We start from the raw sequence: 16059 nt of genomic DNA, 5'->3' as shown, positions 1-16059 counted from the left end.
GGTGTGAATTCGTGAAATACCCGCAGATTCGCGCATTTGCGCCAATATTCCGCGGGCGGCAATGAAATAGATAAGGGTTTATCTGTTTCATTGTCAGGTTATTAATTCGTTATTCCGCTCGCCAGTACTCGTGCATTGAAATCCAGAACGACTTGCGGCTCGTCGGTAAATACTCCATCTACGCCTTGAGCTGCCAGCAACAATAAATCGTTCGGATTGTTGACGGTAAACACATAGTTTTTCAGTCCGCGTTGTTTGGCATCGGCAAGCATGTGCTCATTGATAAAGTCCAGGCTAGTGTGCAGTGAATAGGCTTTTAGAGGGGCTGTGCAGGCGGCTAGATCCAGGGGGACTCCACTGACTATTACGCCGCGACGTACCTCTGGCAGCAGGCGCAGGCATTCGTATAGTTGATGATGATCGAATGAGGAGACAATATATTGGTCAAAAGTGGTGCCCTTATCAGATATGAAAGCGCGAATTGTTTTTGCGACCAGGTTGGCGCAATTGGGCCCTTTAATCTCTATATTTAGTTGGGCGCTGTCACTAACCAGTTCCAGGACTTCATGCAGTGTGGGAATGGTGTTGCCGCAGGGTAAGGGCCTCTCCCGAAGGGTTTCGGGGCGTAAGTCAGTAATTAGTTCGCTCCCGGCCAGTAAACGTCCGAGGCGTCTGTCGTGTGTGACCAGAAGCTGGCCGCCGACATTCCAGATATCAATTTCAATGCCCCCCACCGCCATCTCGAGAGCGTGGCCAATAGCTTGAAGGGTATTTTCGCTGGCTCGCTGATGGTAACCGCGGTGGGCGAAACAGAAGAGAGTACCTGGTGTCATTGCCTGTGAATCCGCTCAATAGAATTGAGAGAGCCTGCCACTGATTTGTTACGGCAGAGTTATACCGTTTGCTGTAGTTTATTGTTTTAGTAAGGCGGCAGGTATTAAATTAATCTTTAAGGCACCTCTAAAAATTGTATTTTCATCAATTTTATCGCCCCGCAGCCCCAAAATAGTAATTTTTAGAAGTGCCCTTTATATAGTTTCTCGGTATGAAAAGAGGGCCAAAAGAGCCCTCCAAAAATATTCTGCCTTCACATGAATAATAGAAATCAGTCGCCAGCCAGAGCGCGGTAGCGGCCGCGGTGGAAGAGCAGAGGCTCTCCACCGGGAGAGGCGAATTCCAGCACTTCTCCCAGCAGGATAGTGTGATCTCCACCCTCGATGCATTGGACACGGCGGCAGTGAAAATAGGCCGCGCACTCATCTAGTCGGGGAATGCCATTAGGGCCTTCAAACCAGTGTACCTGGCCAAATTTGTCGGCTCCACGGCCGGCAAAAAGATTGGAAACGTGTTGCTGGTCAGCACGCAGCACATGTACTGCGAAATGCTCGCGGGTGGTAAACGCTTCGTAGCCGAGAGACTGCTTGTCGATGCTCCATAACACCAGCGCGGGATCCAGGGAGACAGAGTTAAAGCTGTTGACGGTCATCCCCGCAGGTTGGCCCTCGGAGTCCTGTGTGGTGATAACCGTGACGCCAGTGGCGAACTGGCCCAGGGTGTCGCGCAATAGGCGACTCTGTTGAGCGGATGGAGTGATGATAGGGCTTCTTTCTGTCGTCATACGAAGGATGCTTGAACAAAATCTATGCTAGCGGGCCATTTTACGGCAAAAGAGCACTCAATGCGCGTTTTGCCTCAAATACTGGCGAAAGAAGCTCGGGTTCAAGCTGGAGTGTGGCTAGTCATTCATAAGGGGGGCGCACTCCGCACTAAGGCGATTGCGTGCGGTGATTGCAGCTCCGGTGAGGGCAAATCCCAGTAATTTTCCCGCTTGATTTCGAAACTCAGCGTGCACGCCTTCGCTGCCACTATCTACTTGCCAGCTGCCTTTAGTATCTGGGCGGGGTGGACAAACGGTGGTGGGGCGTAGGGTCGTTTTTACTGCGATCGGAATTGCCGCATAGCGTACAGAAGTAGGTTGACCGCTGAGGGTTTTTGCCAATGCGCGGGCACAGGCTATCAGGGGAGCAACGAAGAATAGCTGGTGGCCGTCCACCTCGGCGCAGTCTCCAAGAGCGAAAATATTGGGATCGCTGGTTTGCAATTGCCGGTTGACGGTGATGCCGCGTTTGACTTCGAGTCCAGCCATTTCGGCCAGGCTTGTATTCGCCTGCAAACCCAGTGCTGCGAGAGCGATATCCGCCTTTAGCGATTCGCCGCTGTCAAGAGGGGCTTCAAGGCCTTGAGGAGTGCGTCTGATCGCCAGAACTGAGCAGCCGCAATGGAAGCGTACACCTTGATTCTCCAGGGCGCTTTGTAAGTCCTGCCCGGCTTCCTCTGGTAACAATGAGGCCAGTGGCCATTTGAGAGGGTCTACCACCTCCACGGAGAAGCCCGCTTGTATCAAATCGTTGGCAAACTCGCAGCCGATTAACCCGGCACCAATGAGGAGTACCTGTTTTTGCCCTACCAGGGCGGTGCGGAAGCGATGGTAGTCTCCTAAGTTATTGATACGAAATAGGCGTGAGTGGGCATCGCCCTCGATGCGCGGTAGGGGGCGACAGTGGGCACCAGTTGCTAAAACGAGCCGGTCATAGCGTATTTTTGCGGTGTGCTCGCCAGTTTCCTGGCGTATGGTGAGGGACTTGGTATCTGGATTAATGTCGGCTACCCGGGTATGTACCAGGATTTCCGCATCCAACCCCCTGGCCATCTCCTCGGCGCTGGTCTGGCTCAATTCCTGAGCGGTTTTGCCGTGGGAGAGGGAGGCGGACAGCAGGGGTTTGGAGTAAAAGGCACCATCATCAGCGGAGATCAACAGTATGGGGGTATCGCTGTCGAGCTTGCGAAACTCTCGTGCGAGATTGTAGCCGGCTAGGCCTGTACCCACGATAACCAGCGGATCCCTCTTTTCCTGGATTACCGGTTCCTGGAGTGAAGCTGCTGGTGCCGTGGAAATCAGCACCATATCGAACTCTTCTTTGCTAACCCCGCATTGGGGACAGCTCCAACCTTCCGGGATATTCTCCCATCGAGTGCCGCGGGCTATACGCTCTTCGGGGCATCCCTTGGCCTCGTCGTAAATCCAGCCACATACCATACACTCCCAAATACGGGAATCGTTGGTGGACTTGGGGGAGGAAGTGAGGGGATTTTCTTTATTGCTGGTGTCTGTGGCAGCTCCCTGCTCCTTGGCACTAACCTCCGCCATTGCGAAATCGCTTTTACTGGCGCCGCACTGGGGGCAGCACCAGTCTTCAGGGATGTCCTCCCAGCGGGTACCGGGCGCTATATTATCCTCAGGCCAACCCTTGGCCTCGTCATAAATCCAGCCACAGTTCTGGCACTCCCATATACGATAACCGGACATTGCAGCTCCCTGCCAAAATCACAGAGCCCTGGCGACGGTAGGGTAGCCGGGGCGAGATCTTTTATAAGGGCAAATATAAGGGAGTTTGCCAGGGGGTGCCGTTATTCAGTGTTGCGCTGGGCTATTTTAGTCAGGGCATTTTGATAGATGTCGGAAATTTCCCCGGGGTGGCTGATAGAGACTCCTAGGTCATGTACCAGTCCATCTTCCAGGCCATAGACCCAACCGTTTACCGAGAGTTGCTGACCCGCTCGCCAGGCGTCTCGCACTATGGTCGTCTGGCAAATGTGGATTACCTGTTCCAGCACATTGAGTTCACACAACAAATCGGTGCGCTGCTGTTGTTGGAACAAGTCGATCAGGGTGTGGTGTTTGTCGCGAACGTCCTGGATATGGCGTAACCAGTTGTCAATCAACCCCAGCTGCTCGTTGTGCAGAGCCGCCTGGACGCCACCACAACCGTAATGACCGCACACAATGATGTGTTTCACCTTGAGAATTTCCACTGCGTACTGCAACACCGAGAGGCAGTTGAGATCTGTGTGAACCACTACGTTGGCGACGTTGCGGTGTACAAACAGCTCCCCGGGCAACAGACCCACAATTTCGTTGGCGGGTACACGGCTGTCTGCGCAACCTATCCAGAGATATTCGGGAGTTTGTTGTTTTGACAGCTTGAGAAAAAAGTCCGGGTTTTCCTCACGGGTGGCCTCGGACCATCGTTGGTTATTTTTTAGTAAATGATTGAGTGAGTGCAATGCAGTTGTTTCCCAATGTGACCGGTTGGACGTTAGGATCGCAGGATAACGGCTTTGTTCGTGCGGGCCAAGCGTGTTTGGTCTAAGCTGGATTGTGACTAATGCGGAGTGCTTAGTCTCAATATGGGAGAGGGAATAATGGGAAGAAAAAAAAATCCTGGCCCCGCCAGGCGACAGCGTCCCTCACTGCGGTCAGGCTTTATGAATCGTCACCGTTTAAGAGTGCGCCAATTGCAGGCTCGACGTACTCGTCTGCGCAGCTATTTATCTTTTAACGATAAGGAGGGAGCTGAACGGGATCATGCTTTGGAGGAATTTATAGGCAAGGAGGTTGAAGAGGAAGTCGGTTACTAACCGTCAATATTCATTGATCGGCATGCTACACAGCATTGCTCCTAGCAAGGTACTCTTAAAAAAACCGATTTGAGATGAAAATTAATTCATCGCCATATGAAAAAAAATCTGTTTTCATAGGCAGGTGCCGGAGTGCTGCGGCAAAGCAGGGATATAGAAGAACTGAATAGAGTAGTATTGATGGCGTTTTTGACACCGGAAGTATCCTCAGCGGTACGAGTTGTAGTCGTGGATTATGGCGATAAACATCAGGGTATAGATTTTCTTGCCTTGATGGACGAGTATGCCCGCCATCCCTTTGGTGGGGGAGAGCCACTGCCGGATAAATGCCAGACCGAGCTTTTATCAAAGCTGGCCGAGTTTCCCGGCGCCTTCTCGGTAATGGCCTACAGCAATGAAAATGATAAAGCGCTGGGCTTAGTGAATTGTTTCACTGGATTTTCTACTTTCTCCTGCCAGCCCCTGATCAATATTCACGATGTGATCGTCAGTGAACAGGCGCGTGGTCAGGGAGTTTGCGCAGCTATGCTGGACTTTGTGGCAAGAGAAGCTAAAAAGCGTGGTTGCTGCAAGCTGACAATGGAGGTACTGGAACAAAATCTGGTAGCCAAGAATGCCTATCGCAAGGTGGGTTATAAGCCTTACACCCTGGATGAGGAGCTTGGCCAAGCGGAATTCTGGCAGCGTTATCTCTGATGTTCATGGGGCGCATTTGATCCCGCCCAGCCCCCCCATCTTATTCTTACTCCACTGGCCTGATGGTGCGGAAATCTCCCTTTCTGGATAAATAATGTCAGTTGATTGAAAAATATCCTGATTGGACTGCTCTTTCTCCCCTATTTTTTGAGAAATAGAGCGATCAATGCAAATACACCAACTAGGGATACGCTTAGTAACAACCCTAACAGTGGTTGTTGTGGTTGGCGTTCATATAGCCAGCCGCCCACAGCAAATCCGATGGTGTAACCACCTGTGTGCAATAATGCCAGCCAGCCAAACATTCTGCCTCCGCGCTGGTAGGATTGACTCAAGAGCGCACTATAGCCTGGTACCAGGAAGGCAAACCCCATAACAAATATCAACAAACCAAAAATTGCCGAGAGGCTTCCCAAGATAGTATCGAGCAAAATACTGCCCGTGCACAAGGAGGTGACACCCAACATAAAACTCAATTGTGGCACCTTAAGCCTGCGCACAAGCCCCACCTGCACCAGGAATCCGCAGATTGCTATTGCCGCTAGTAGCATCGCGGTTGTAGCTGAAGCACTCAAGGCGCTTAAGCCATATAAGTCCTGCAAGGCTGGTCCCATGATCACCTGTAATTGGCCCACGGAGGTTGTGCCGAGTAGTGCCGTGGCAAATAGAGCGAGAGCGTCGGCAGACAGTGTGGTTTTTTTACCCGGCTCATATTGCTTTTGGGCAACCTTCCTGCTGGGTAGGCTAAGGGTTAAAAGTAGTGCAGCGAGGGGTAGGAGTATCAGCCAGATTAAAGGAAATAGATTGCCGGCAAGGAATGCGGGTAAGGCCAACAGGGGGCCGAGCCCCCGGCCCAAGTTGGCTGCGGCACTGAGTCCAGAAAGTATCGATAGACGCTTTTTCCGATCTCCAAGTTCAACCGCCCAGGCTTGGCAGCTAGGGTAGATAGCTGCTATGTTCAAGCCATAAACCACTCGGCTTGCGGCAAGCGCGAGAATTGCATCAGCCTCTTCCAGTCGCCCCTGGGCCATAGTGAGCAACAGCCCTACAAACAGGCACTGGGCGATCAGTGCTCCGGTCATCCCTGCGATGAGCACTGGCTTGCGGCCAATCCTGTCTCCCAGCTCTCCCCACATAGGTCCGGCAACCATTACGCATAATGTACCCAGAGCTAACAGGCCACCAATGCTCGCGAGGCTCAGGCCACAGCGTTCGATGATCATTGGAATCTGGGCGAGTAGAATGACCTGGGCAGCCCCTTGGCTGGTTACTATCCATGTGATTGTTCGCAGGGGAAGAGGGCGCCGCATTGGGTACTCCGCGGATTGAAAAAAACAGCTAAGCGGATGTTCCAGTATGTGTGGAAATCCTCAACCGAATGTTCTTTTTTAAGAAAAAGCTTGAATAGTGAAAAGTTTACCTGCATTGCTTTGCAAATATAAATCATTCGCATTTATTTGCTTGGATTTTTCCCCAAGGGAGTTGGCTTTCCAGCTGTTCGAATTTCACTAATTGCCGCCGGGTTAGAGCAGTGTTTGGGTGTGTCTTATCGCAGTGACTGTGGTTGAATTATCTAATGATGCTTATTGCTGCGATCACTGCCCTGGTTATCATTTAGTAACGTGAATAAAAATACCCATATGATCGGTTACTGCGGCAGCCATATTGGAACCATTGATGCTAACCGGCGTGCTTTGTGAAATGTAGTCTACCTTGATTACTCGAAGAGTTTTGGTGTTATAGGCTGCAACGTCATATTTTTTACTGTCAGTGCTGTTGGTGCCAGCAAAGCTACGCTGGTAGGAGTCAAACGGGTTCACTTTGTCGTCGGTATGCGCATCGCGAAACAGTGTGCCTGTGGCCACACTGAGTGCGCAGGGAGTGAAACTATCATTTGCCTGGTTGGTGTCTCCCATAACAAGATCGATGGCGCCATATCCTTGCTGGATCAATAGGTTATTAATAGTGCGGTAAAAAATAACCGACTCGTTTTCCTTCTTGGCAATATTGTTGGGTACATGCACGAAAGCGACATTGACATTACCGCTTCTGGCAGCAATCCAGCCCATGCCGGAACCGAGTATTTTATGCTGAGCGGTATTGGCTGCATGGACACTGAAACTGTTACAGGCTTTTCCTGTAGAGCTTGACCCAACTAAGCCTCCAGCGTGCTGCTGTATGGAACCCCATTCGCTATTGGCGCCATCCATCTCGCCATATACCAGTAGGTCACAAGTTTGGCCCAGGGAACGGTAGAGATGTTGATGAGTCTGGCGCGCCTTACCTTCAATCATACTGAGAAACTGGTTGTTGCTGTGCTGACCTTTGGCCATGTAGCCTTGCGGCGCCTGTGCGACCAACTGTGCTGGACCGTGAACTGGGATGTGAGGTTCTGCCCCATCGGCGGTTGGCATAATCAAGTGCCATCGGCTTTGGTTTGCAGCTTGATGATTATGTGTCATACGGGTGAAATGTTGACTGTTAGATGCACTGATTCCGCGGTTAGTACTGGCGTTTGAATTAATGGACTGATAAGCGAAAGTAGGCATAGAAATAACTCATCTCTAATCAGCAGGGTATTTTTTTGTTACCGATACTATTACTTTTTAGTCGGTTAAATACCAGTGTATTTTGTTTACATAATCAAAATTGACGCCTAAGTTTGAAGCACTGTTAGTTATTTTCCAGCTAAATTTCAAAGAGTTACACTCTATTAATTTATGAATGTGCTTTCGTTGCTGTTGGCAAGCAAGTATGTAATGGCTTGTCTTTATTGAAGTATGACGGTTTGACCAACTTGGTTACTTAATTGATTTTTGTGAACCTATAATCAACCATTTTTCCCTGATTCTTTTTGGAATAAATTTTAAAACGATTATTTAGCGGCTCCTTAATTCCGAATTAACAAAAAATTTTTGGGGATCTTGCATCTATTCTCCGGTGAAATAAACGTTATCTCTCACACAGGTCAGCTCTATTGCAGAGACTTACTTTCAGTTTGGGAATATTCCGCCCCTTTGCCAGCGTGTTTATAGCTATCGTGCTAATCATGATCGAAGATAAAAATACTCCCCTAAGCTGGCGCTAAACCCGGCGTGCTTAACCCTTCATGTGCAATACTTTTTGGGTACTGAACCACCGGTCTGGTACTTGCAGTAAGCAGGGAGGAAATCTGCAATGCGTTTGAACTCTACCCTCGCGCAGGGACGCTATCACTACAGTTGTGACGGGCGCGAAATGCCAGTGCAGGATAGCTGGCAGTTGGGGCACGACTCCGAAGGGCGACGTACCTTGGTGAGTCGGCGTCTGGTTGGTGACCAAGGCTATGGAATCGAGGTATCTGCGCTACTTTGTGCTGGGCTGGTAAGTGAGTGCCATGTGAATTGGCGTGATGAAGTAGATGAGGTGAGCGCCCACTACCGATTGAGTAGCCCGCAAGGGTGTAGGCCTCGTTTAGGTGATGAAATTGAGGCTTGCTGGAGTGGTCCCAACGGTCCCCAGCAGTCCAGGCTGGAAGGGGAATGCCGGCTGCTGTTTCCCCTGATGCGCGTGTTTATGGGGCCGCTTCTGAAGACACTGGTACAGCACGAGGCGGGACTGGAGCTGGTTTCTCCAGATATTGTTGATCCCTCCCAGCGTGGCAAATTACTGGCCCCCAGGGTTAGTCACCGAACTGCGCGAAGCATGGCTGGTGACCTGGCCAGTCAGCGTGCCCAGGATATGGGGCCGGATATTTGTGGCTTTATTTACCAGGGTGATGAAGCGGAGCGGGATGCTCACTGCTATGTGGATAGCCGCAGCTTACTGGTGGGGTATGACTGGCCATCCAGTACAGGGCGTCTCTGGCAGGTTCGATTGCGGGATCTCGAATGGTCCCCGAGTCTCACCAGTCTGCTCAACTGAAAGACACTTTTCAGCGGGATTTTATGTTAGGACGGACTTGTGGGCACACAGGCTTTATCAGTTGGGTGAATATCTATTGGAGGGCATTCCCATAGTCTGCCCTCTTTATACTCTCTCCTTGCATTTGATGACAGATTGAGCATCAACCCTCTTAAACTAAAGGCGTGATTAGGTTTAATAACTTCCTCCAAATAAATTTCGGGGAAAAAACATTGTTTTTATGCACCTGGGAGGGGAACTAATACGGCAGGATTTTTTCAGTACTCATGTGTAAGATTGAGTCACTTTTATAGAGTGCTAATTGGGGGACTGCCTTTTGTTTTTCATCAGATCCAACACTCTTAGGGGAGTTCGGCGAATTGTCGTCTTGTTTGTGCTTGCTCAGTTACCGCTCAATATCGCCGTAGCCAGTATTGGCGGGGATACCGAGGTGCGGATCAAGGATCTTAACCCGCAATATGAACAGGAGAGGTGCCTGCACGAGCAGTTACTGATCTCCTCTGCCGATACCACCTTAAGGGAAATCCGCCTGCTCTGCGCTGAAAGAGTGCGCGCTCAGCTGGGCCTGGAGGAGGATTACTTTGAGGCTGATCCGGTTGTGGAAGAATATGCTGAGGAACTTTCCACCGATGAGGTATTGCTGGGAGGGCGTGCCCAGGCTATCCGGGATGCGGCTAGTAACCCCTTTACTCTGGCGTCTCACAAGACGAACTATGTTCTGCCTTTTACCTACAATCCTTCCCCAGAGAGCGGGGGGGTGACCGATTACCAAGACCGTGACCTGGATAATATCGAGGTACAGTTTCAGCTGTCAGTGCAAGTACCGGTCTGGCGTGGCTTTCTCGGTAGTGCCTCTTTTATGAGTGTGGCCTATACCAATCGCAGCTTCTGGCAGGCCTACAATTCGGATGATTCCTCGCCTTTTCGCGAGACCAATCACGAGCCGGAGCTGATCCTGACCTGGCTCAATGATTGGAGTCTGTTCGGCTGGCACAATGTGGCCAACCAGATCGCTTTAAACCACCAGTCGAATGGCCGCAGTGAGCCCTATTCACGCAGTTGGAATCGAATTTACGCCAACTTTATTTTTGAGCGGGAAAACTTCTCTATTGGCCTCAAACCCTGGTACCGGGTTCCAGAGAGCCGCGAGGACGATGACAACCCGGATATTGAGCACTACTTGGGGCATTTTGAATTGGGTGGGCGCTACCGGGATGGCGATCATTCTATCGCGATTATGGTGCGCAACAATTTGCGTTCGGATAATCATGGTGCTGTCGAGCTGACCTGGGGCTTCCCCCTGGGTAAGCGGGTAGATGGTTATATCCGCTATTTCAACGGCTATGGGGAGAGCCTGATCGACTACGATGAGTCAGTGCAAACCTTGGGCTTTGGTTTCACCCTGGCTCAGGGATTCTAGCAGCCTCTAACGGCCAGGGATGGGATCAATGGGGTTTGAAGATAGCTACCGCCTCAGTGCGCATGCGGTGATTACCAATGAAGTGGGGGAAGTGCTGCAGTTGCTGGCAACCTATGCCAACCGCAGCTGGGGGCTGCCCGGTGGCGCCCTGGACCCAGGTGAAACAGTCCACGAGGCCTTGCGAAGGGAGTGTCGCGAAGAGTTGGGACGGGATGTGCACATCGATTATCTGAGCGGCATTTATTACCACAAGGTCTATAACTCCCACGTCTTTATCTTTCGAGCCCGCTTTACTGACAGGCGACATATCACCCTGTCAAACGAGCACTCTGAAATGGCGTATTTTCCCCTGGATCGGCTCTCCCAGGTGCAGCGGCAAAGGGTCAGGGACTGCCTGGAGTTCGACGGCAGTGTGCGCAGCGCAAAGTTCTAACTTTCCACTTTTCCTTGGCAATAGATCTGGTCGGTCACCATGCATTTGGCGAATTTCGCCAAATGCTTCGCGGTCGCGGAAATCCCGCGCCGGCTCCATTAATATTTGCTCCCTGGCTTTTTAGCCGCAAAATTCCAGATCCTCCGCTCTGGCCGGAGGAATTAAGAAAAGTTAATAAAATCAAATAGTTAAATAATCAAGGCGGCAGCCTGCAGCAAGTTGCAGGCTATGCTGGTGGATAAGAATATGGGCTTGGAATTGAAAATGCCTGAATTGGGCAACCTGAATGACAGCGCGCAGAAGCTGGAGTGTCATATCGCTCTGGTGAGTGCAGACAGCAAGTTGGCGGGGGACTGGATCACTGCCCTGAACAGCACCGCTACCCGCCATGAAAATCCTTTCGGACTGCATTTTGAAGCGATAGCTCCCGCTGATGTAGAGCGCCTGGCGCGAGATGAAGATCGCTTACAAGCGGTTATTGTGGATGGAGGCAATGACGCCAAAGGCCTGCGAGCGGCCGACCAGTTGGCCGACCGTATTCATGCGCTGCGCTCCCAACTCAATATATTCCTGGTGGCACACAGTGATATTGCCGGTGCCACCTCGCCGGCCGGTGAGGCGGGAGCCGAATCCCTCGCCAACCTGCGCCGCCGCTTCGATGAGCTGTTTGATCGTCGCGAGGGCAATTTCAACCATATGTTCCGCCTGGTGCAGGCGTTTATTGCCCGCCGCGCCTCCACCCCCTTTGCCGATACGCTAAAGGAATATGTATTCTCCGCACGTGACGCCTGGCATACACCTGGCCACTCCGGTGGCGACAGCTTGCGTAATAGTCCCTGGGTAGGGGATTTTTACCGATTTATGGGCGAGCATGTTTTCAATACAGATTTGTCTGTTTCGGTGCAGATACTGGACAGCCTGCTGGAACCGCATTCGGTAATTCAGGAAGCACAGGACCTGGCCGCTCAGGCATTTGGTTCGCGCCACACCTTTTTCCTGACCAATGGCACTTCCACTGCCAACAAGGTAGTGATTCAACAGATCCTCGGTGGCGGCGGCAAGATTATTGTCGACCAGGCCTGCCATAAGTCTGTACACCACGCGATAGTGATGAACCGCTGTGAGCCGGTTTACCTGAAATCGGTACTGCACCCCGAATTCGGCATTTATGGCCCGGTAAAGCGCTCTGATATTGAAGCGGCACTTGATGAGCATAGCGACGCGCGCTTACTGGTCATCACTTCCTGCACCTACGATGGTCTGCGCTACGATTTGAAGCCTATTATCGATTACGCCCATGAGCGCGGTGTCAAGGTGCTGGTCGATGAGGCCTGGTTTGCCCACGGCTTCTTCCACCCGGAGCTGCGTCCGACCGCGCTTGAGTGTGGTGCCGACTACGTGACCCAGAGTACCCACAAGATGCTGTCGGCTTTCTCCCAGGCCAGCATGATTCATGTGCAGGACCCGGATTTCGATGAGTTCCGCTTCCGTGAAAACCTGAACATGCACGCGTCTACCAGCCCTCAATATGCCATGATTGCCAGCCTCGATGTGGCGCGTAAGCAGATGGCGATGGAGGGCTATGGACGCCTTAAGCAGTGCCTGCAGATGGTGGAAACCCTGCGCCGCGCAGTCAATGAAACCGGTGTATTCCGAGCCCTCACCCGCGATGACCTGATTGCTGAGCCTCTAGCGGGTGACAATATCGGCCTGGATCCCACCAAGGTAACCATCGATATTTCCCGCAGCGGTTACTCGGGCAACGAGATGCAGATCAAGCTGTTCGACCAGTACGGCATTCAAGTGGAGAAGACCACCTACAATACCATCACGGTACTGGTAACCCTGGGCAGCACCGAGAGTAAATTGTTGCGCTTGATTCATGCACTTAAGCAGCTGGCAGGAACTACTCACAAGCGTATTCATGTCGGTACTCCGCGCCGCCTGCCTGAGTTTACCCGCTTCACCTGTCTGCCGGCGGACGCCTACTTTGCCGATACGGAAGAGTTGCCGTTGATGGACAATGGGGTAGACGCTACACAGAATCTTATTGGTCGCACCAGCGCCGATGAGATAGTGCCTTACCCGCCGGGCATCCCTGTACTGGTACCTGGCCAGGAGATCTCCGAGCAGATAGTGCAGTACCTGCAGCAGTTATTGCAGGGGCAGAATACTACGGAGATTCACGGCCTGATTTTCCGTTCCGATGAGCCTATGCTACGTGTGGTCAAGGAAGTCCCAGAAAAATCAGAAAACAAAGACAAAAAGTCCGGCGGCAAAAAGGCGAAATAAAACCACACTAGCTATCCGGCATGGAGGCCGGTATGTTTGATCAACCAAGAGTGGTATTACTGGCTGGTGCGTCGGGTGGCTTGGCTCGTGCGATAGGCGCCGAAATTGTTCGGCGCTATCCCCAAATTACTTTGGTAACTTTGAGCCGTGGTGCTGTGGATCGGGTACCTGGGCACGCCGGTGAGCGCCGTCACTTGACAGTCTCGCTCGCCGACGAGCACTCTACCAAGCCTGTCGAGACTTTCCTCTCTGAACTTTCCTCTCCGCCCGACTGGGTGATTAACTGTTGTGGATTGTTGCACGATGAATTCCACGGTCCGGAAAAATCTCTGGCTCAATGTGAGGACGACTGGCTGATACGGTCTATGCGTATCAATCTCCTCACCCATATGCACCTGGCACAGGCGCTGGATAGAAAGTTACACCGCAAGCAGTCGCTGCTGTGGGCATCCCTGTCCGCCAAGGTGGGTAGTATCGGCGATAATGAGTTGGGGGGCTGGTATAGCTATCGTATTAGCAAGGCGTCGCTCAATATGCTGGTAAAAAACCTGTCTATTGAATGGGGGCGCCGATTGGAAAATAGTTGTGTGGTAGCAATTCATCCGGGCACTACGGATACCGCACTTTCCAAACCCTTTCAGGGCAACCTTGCGCCGGGAAAATTATACAGCCCGACACTGAGTGCCGGGCGTATTGTGGATGTATTACAACAACTGACGCCCGCCGATAGCGGCAACCTTTTTTTTTGGGATGGCAGCCGCCTGCCCTGGTAGTGAATCAGGGGCTCATCAAGCCGGGCCAGGTGTCATCGTCTGTTGTTCGCGGATATCCGCTGTATGCCTGATCAGATGTGATGGAGTAGCGTATATAGCGCTGGTTTTTCAGGAAGAAATAAGCGCGAAAAGCGTTCCACTGGTGGGCAGCAGTAATCTCAGTGGCATAGGCGCCGAGCCCCGGCCAAGTGCTGTCATTGACAGGCTGTGGGTAACCGCTGTCAAGTTGATCTTCCTCCAAGTCATAGCGTAAATAATTTCCGTCATCGAGAAAGAAATATACTTTGCCATTAGGCCATTTCAGGGCCGCGCGAATTTTTGTAGCGTAGATAGCCATACCCGGCCAGCTATTGTTATCCACCAGTTTGGGGTAGCCGGAATCTACCCGATCTTCATCGAGGTCGTAGCGCAGGTAACGCCCATCATTTAAGAAGAAATAGCCTTTGTCGCTGCTGGCTTTAAATGCTGCGACAACCAAGTCTGCATAGTCTCCCAAACCCGACCAACTATTGTTATCTGTTGTGTGCGGATAGCCGCTAGAGGCCTTGTCCAGGATTTTGTTATAGCGTACATAATGATTGTCACCACGAAAATAGTAAGCGCGCGAACCACTCCAGTCGAGACCGGCAATAATTTCCAGGGCGGATTTACGCAGAGCAACCGGGGTATCATTATAAACGAATACATAATCCAGGACTCCATCGGCCCCTGTATAGTCAGTCCAGCTTTGTGAGCTGGCGTCGACCACATCAATGAGCTGATCGTTCTGGTGGATTTCCACGGGGCCACTATTTGCGGAATACCATTTTATGGTCCTATTATCAGCAGCCATCATTTTACGCGTTCCAGGATTACCAATCAGTGGATTGCCATCCAGCTTCCAGGTCGTTTGCAGCTCAATATCCATAAAACGTAGCACCGTTGGTGCAATAGATGTTTGTGCTGCGTGGCCATAAATTCCGTTAAAATCCTTATTGTGAATATCTTCAATGTATTCGCTGTGCTCAGCATTTAATGGCAGGTTGCTGCCAATAAAAATTGTTTTTTCACTGGCAGTTTGTGCCCCGTGCCCGCAGCCGCGAGAATCACGGCCGTGGTCTGTAGTGACCAGTACCAACCATTCTTCACCTGCTGCAATACGTGTATCTACGGCGTCTAACAGAGCGCCCAGCTGAGCATCACTTGTGAGAATGCTTTCATTATAGTGATCGCCAAAACAGGAACTATGGCCGGCACCATCGGGGTCATCCAGGTGCAGGAACAGGAAATCCACATGGCCAGAAGATATTTCCTGAACCCCGCGTGCAGTGACATCTGCATCCGAAAGACCACTTAAAACCAGGTCCGCCTGCTCCAGATCTGCGGTAAAGAAATTGGTATTAATAGGGCTCCAATGCGATATGCTGCCCACCCAGAGATTGTTGTCTGCTTCTTTAATTCGTTTAAATAAACTTGGGAATTCGGCATTGGCCAGGCCAGAGTTATTGGAGGTGACTTGGTGTTTATCCACCCAAACTCCTGTCAGAATAGTGGACCAGCCAGGACCACTTTTAGTGTCTTGTTGACTTGGGGTGCCCTTAATGCCACCGGTATAGGCTTTGTGTAGAATTAATCGGTCATAATTGGGGGTGTCTATGTCCTTGAGCTTTTCGTACTGTAGCCCATCAACGCCAATTAGAAGCACCTTCTTACTCTGCTGGGCAAAAATGGATTGGGTGCTGGAAACCAGTGCGATGAACAACAGGCAGGAGATGAGTAGTTTCATATCGAATATCCTGTATTTGTGATTAATATCTGGTCTAGACCAGAAGTGTTAGGATAGACAATGGTTGTTAAATGCCAATGAAGGGATTTTTACTGCGATACTGCAAAGAAAAGACTGCTACTTAAAATCTAACAACTAACAAGTGCCCCTTAGTAAAAAATCAGTGGCAAAGAATCCTATAGATACTAAAAAGAGGGAAGGAAAGAATATACTACGCTCGGGACCGTATGAGGCATGGATGCCGATTACGAGCTTACAGGGATGTATTCACAGCGCGTCTCGAGTGCAATATATTCTT

At 51.1% G+C, this 16059-nt stretch carries 14 protein-coding genes; 7 read left to right on the top strand and 7 right to left on the bottom strand.

Going from position 1 to position 16059, the window contains the following annotated elements; translation table 11 throughout:
* Positions 1 to 101: 101 nt before the first annotated feature.
* From ACCI49_RS11765 to can, 4 genes are all read right to left on the bottom strand, one after another.
* Positions 102 to 833, bottom strand: coding sequence for a glycerophosphodiester phosphodiesterase (locus ACCI49_RS11765; protein ID WP_371839170.1), 732 nt, complete (start codon positions 831 to 833; stop codon positions 102 to 104).
* Between the two features lie 272 nt (positions 834 to 1105).
* Positions 1106 to 1618 carry a flavin reductase family protein gene (locus tag ACCI49_RS11760; RefSeq protein WP_371839168.1) on the bottom strand — a complete coding sequence of 171 codons (513 nt, stop codon included), beginning with the start codon at positions 1616 to 1618 and terminating at the stop codon, positions 1106 to 1108.
* Between the two features lie 117 nt (positions 1619 to 1735).
* Positions 1736 to 3367: an FAD-dependent oxidoreductase gene (locus ACCI49_RS11755; RefSeq protein ID WP_371839166.1), complete on the bottom strand. Its 1632-nt coding sequence runs from the start codon at positions 3365 to 3367 to the stop codon at positions 1736 to 1738.
* 101 nt (positions 3368 to 3468) lie between these two features.
* The gene (can, locus tag ACCI49_RS11750) at positions 3469 to 4125 is read right to left on the bottom strand and encodes a carbonate dehydratase (protein ID WP_371839164.1); all 657 of its coding nucleotides are present in this window, start codon (positions 4123 to 4125) and stop codon (positions 3469 to 3471) included.
* Between the two features lie 138 nt (positions 4126 to 4263).
* Here can and ACCI49_RS11745 point away from each other — a divergent pair, with 138 nt between their 5' ends.
* Both ACCI49_RS11745 and ACCI49_RS11740 read left to right on the top strand, forming a co-directional pair.
* Positions 4264 to 4479 carry a hypothetical protein gene (locus ACCI49_RS11745; protein WP_371839163.1) on the top strand — a complete coding sequence of 72 codons (216 nt, stop codon included), beginning with the start codon at positions 4264 to 4266 and terminating at the stop codon, positions 4477 to 4479.
* Positions 4480 to 4659: 180 nt separating this feature from the next.
* A complete protein-coding gene (locus ACCI49_RS11740; RefSeq protein ID WP_371839162.1) occupies positions 4660 to 5175 on the top strand; it encodes a GNAT family N-acetyltransferase in 516 nt (171 codons plus the stop codon).
* Positions 5176 to 5315: 140 nt separating this feature from the next.
* Here the strand turns inward: ACCI49_RS11740 and ACCI49_RS11735 are convergent, their stop codons facing one another.
* Together ACCI49_RS11735 and ACCI49_RS11730 are read right to left on the bottom strand one after the other, a co-directional pair.
* On the bottom strand, positions 5316 to 6485 hold the full coding sequence (locus ACCI49_RS11735; protein WP_371839161.1) for an MFS transporter: 1170 nt from the start codon (positions 6483 to 6485) through the stop codon (positions 5316 to 5318).
* A 300-nt stretch (positions 6486 to 6785) separates the two neighbouring features.
* Positions 6786 to 7589, bottom strand: a complete 804-nt coding sequence (locus ACCI49_RS11730; protein WP_371839160.1) for a hypothetical protein — start codon at positions 7587 to 7589, stop codon at positions 6786 to 6788.
* 763 nt (positions 7590 to 8352) lie between these two features.
* On the opposite strand from ACCI49_RS11730, the gene ACCI49_RS11725 reads away from it, so the two are divergent.
* The 5 genes from ACCI49_RS11725 to ACCI49_RS11705 all read left to right on the top strand — a co-directional run bounded on the left by ACCI49_RS11725 (position 8353) and on the right by ACCI49_RS11705 (position 13996).
* Positions 8353 to 9078 carry a protein kinase family protein gene (locus ACCI49_RS11725; RefSeq protein ID WP_371839158.1) on the top strand — a complete coding sequence of 242 codons (726 nt, stop codon included), beginning with the start codon at positions 8353 to 8355 and terminating at the stop codon, positions 9076 to 9078.
* A gap of 316 nt (positions 9079 to 9394) precedes the next feature.
* Positions 9395 to 10498: a phospholipase A gene (locus tag ACCI49_RS11720; RefSeq protein ID WP_371839157.1), complete on the top strand. Its 1104-nt coding sequence runs from the start codon at positions 9395 to 9397 to the stop codon at positions 10496 to 10498.
* Positions 10499 to 10526: 28 nt separating this feature from the next.
* Positions 10527 to 10931 carry an NUDIX hydrolase gene (locus ACCI49_RS11715; protein ID WP_371839156.1) on the top strand — a complete coding sequence of 135 codons (405 nt, stop codon included), beginning with the start codon at positions 10527 to 10529 and terminating at the stop codon, positions 10929 to 10931.
* A 246-nt stretch (positions 10932 to 11177) separates the two neighbouring features.
* Positions 11178 to 13223 carry an aminotransferase class I/II-fold pyridoxal phosphate-dependent enzyme gene (locus ACCI49_RS11710; protein ID WP_371839155.1) on the top strand — a complete coding sequence of 682 codons (2046 nt, stop codon included), beginning with the start codon at positions 11178 to 11180 and terminating at the stop codon, positions 13221 to 13223.
* 32 nt (positions 13224 to 13255) lie between these two features.
* Positions 13256 to 13996 carry an SDR family NAD(P)-dependent oxidoreductase gene (locus tag ACCI49_RS11705; protein WP_371839154.1) on the top strand — a complete coding sequence of 247 codons (741 nt, stop codon included), beginning with the start codon at positions 13256 to 13258 and terminating at the stop codon, positions 13994 to 13996.
* 4 nt (positions 13997 to 14000) lie between these two features.
* Here ACCI49_RS11705 and ACCI49_RS11700 read toward each other — a convergent pair whose 3' ends face one another.
* Positions 14001 to 15761, bottom strand: coding sequence for an alkaline phosphatase family protein (locus tag ACCI49_RS11700; protein ID WP_371839152.1), 1761 nt, complete (start codon positions 15759 to 15761; stop codon positions 14001 to 14003).
* Between the last annotated feature and the right edge of the window lie 298 nt (positions 15762 to 16059).

The sequence above is a fragment of the Microbulbifer epialgicus genome, from assembly GCF_041447265.1.
In the GTDB taxonomy this organism is placed as follows: Bacteria; Pseudomonadota; Gammaproteobacteria; order Pseudomonadales; family Cellvibrionaceae; genus Microbulbifer; species Microbulbifer epialgicus.
This window is presented reverse-complemented; position numbering and strand designations above follow the sequence as displayed.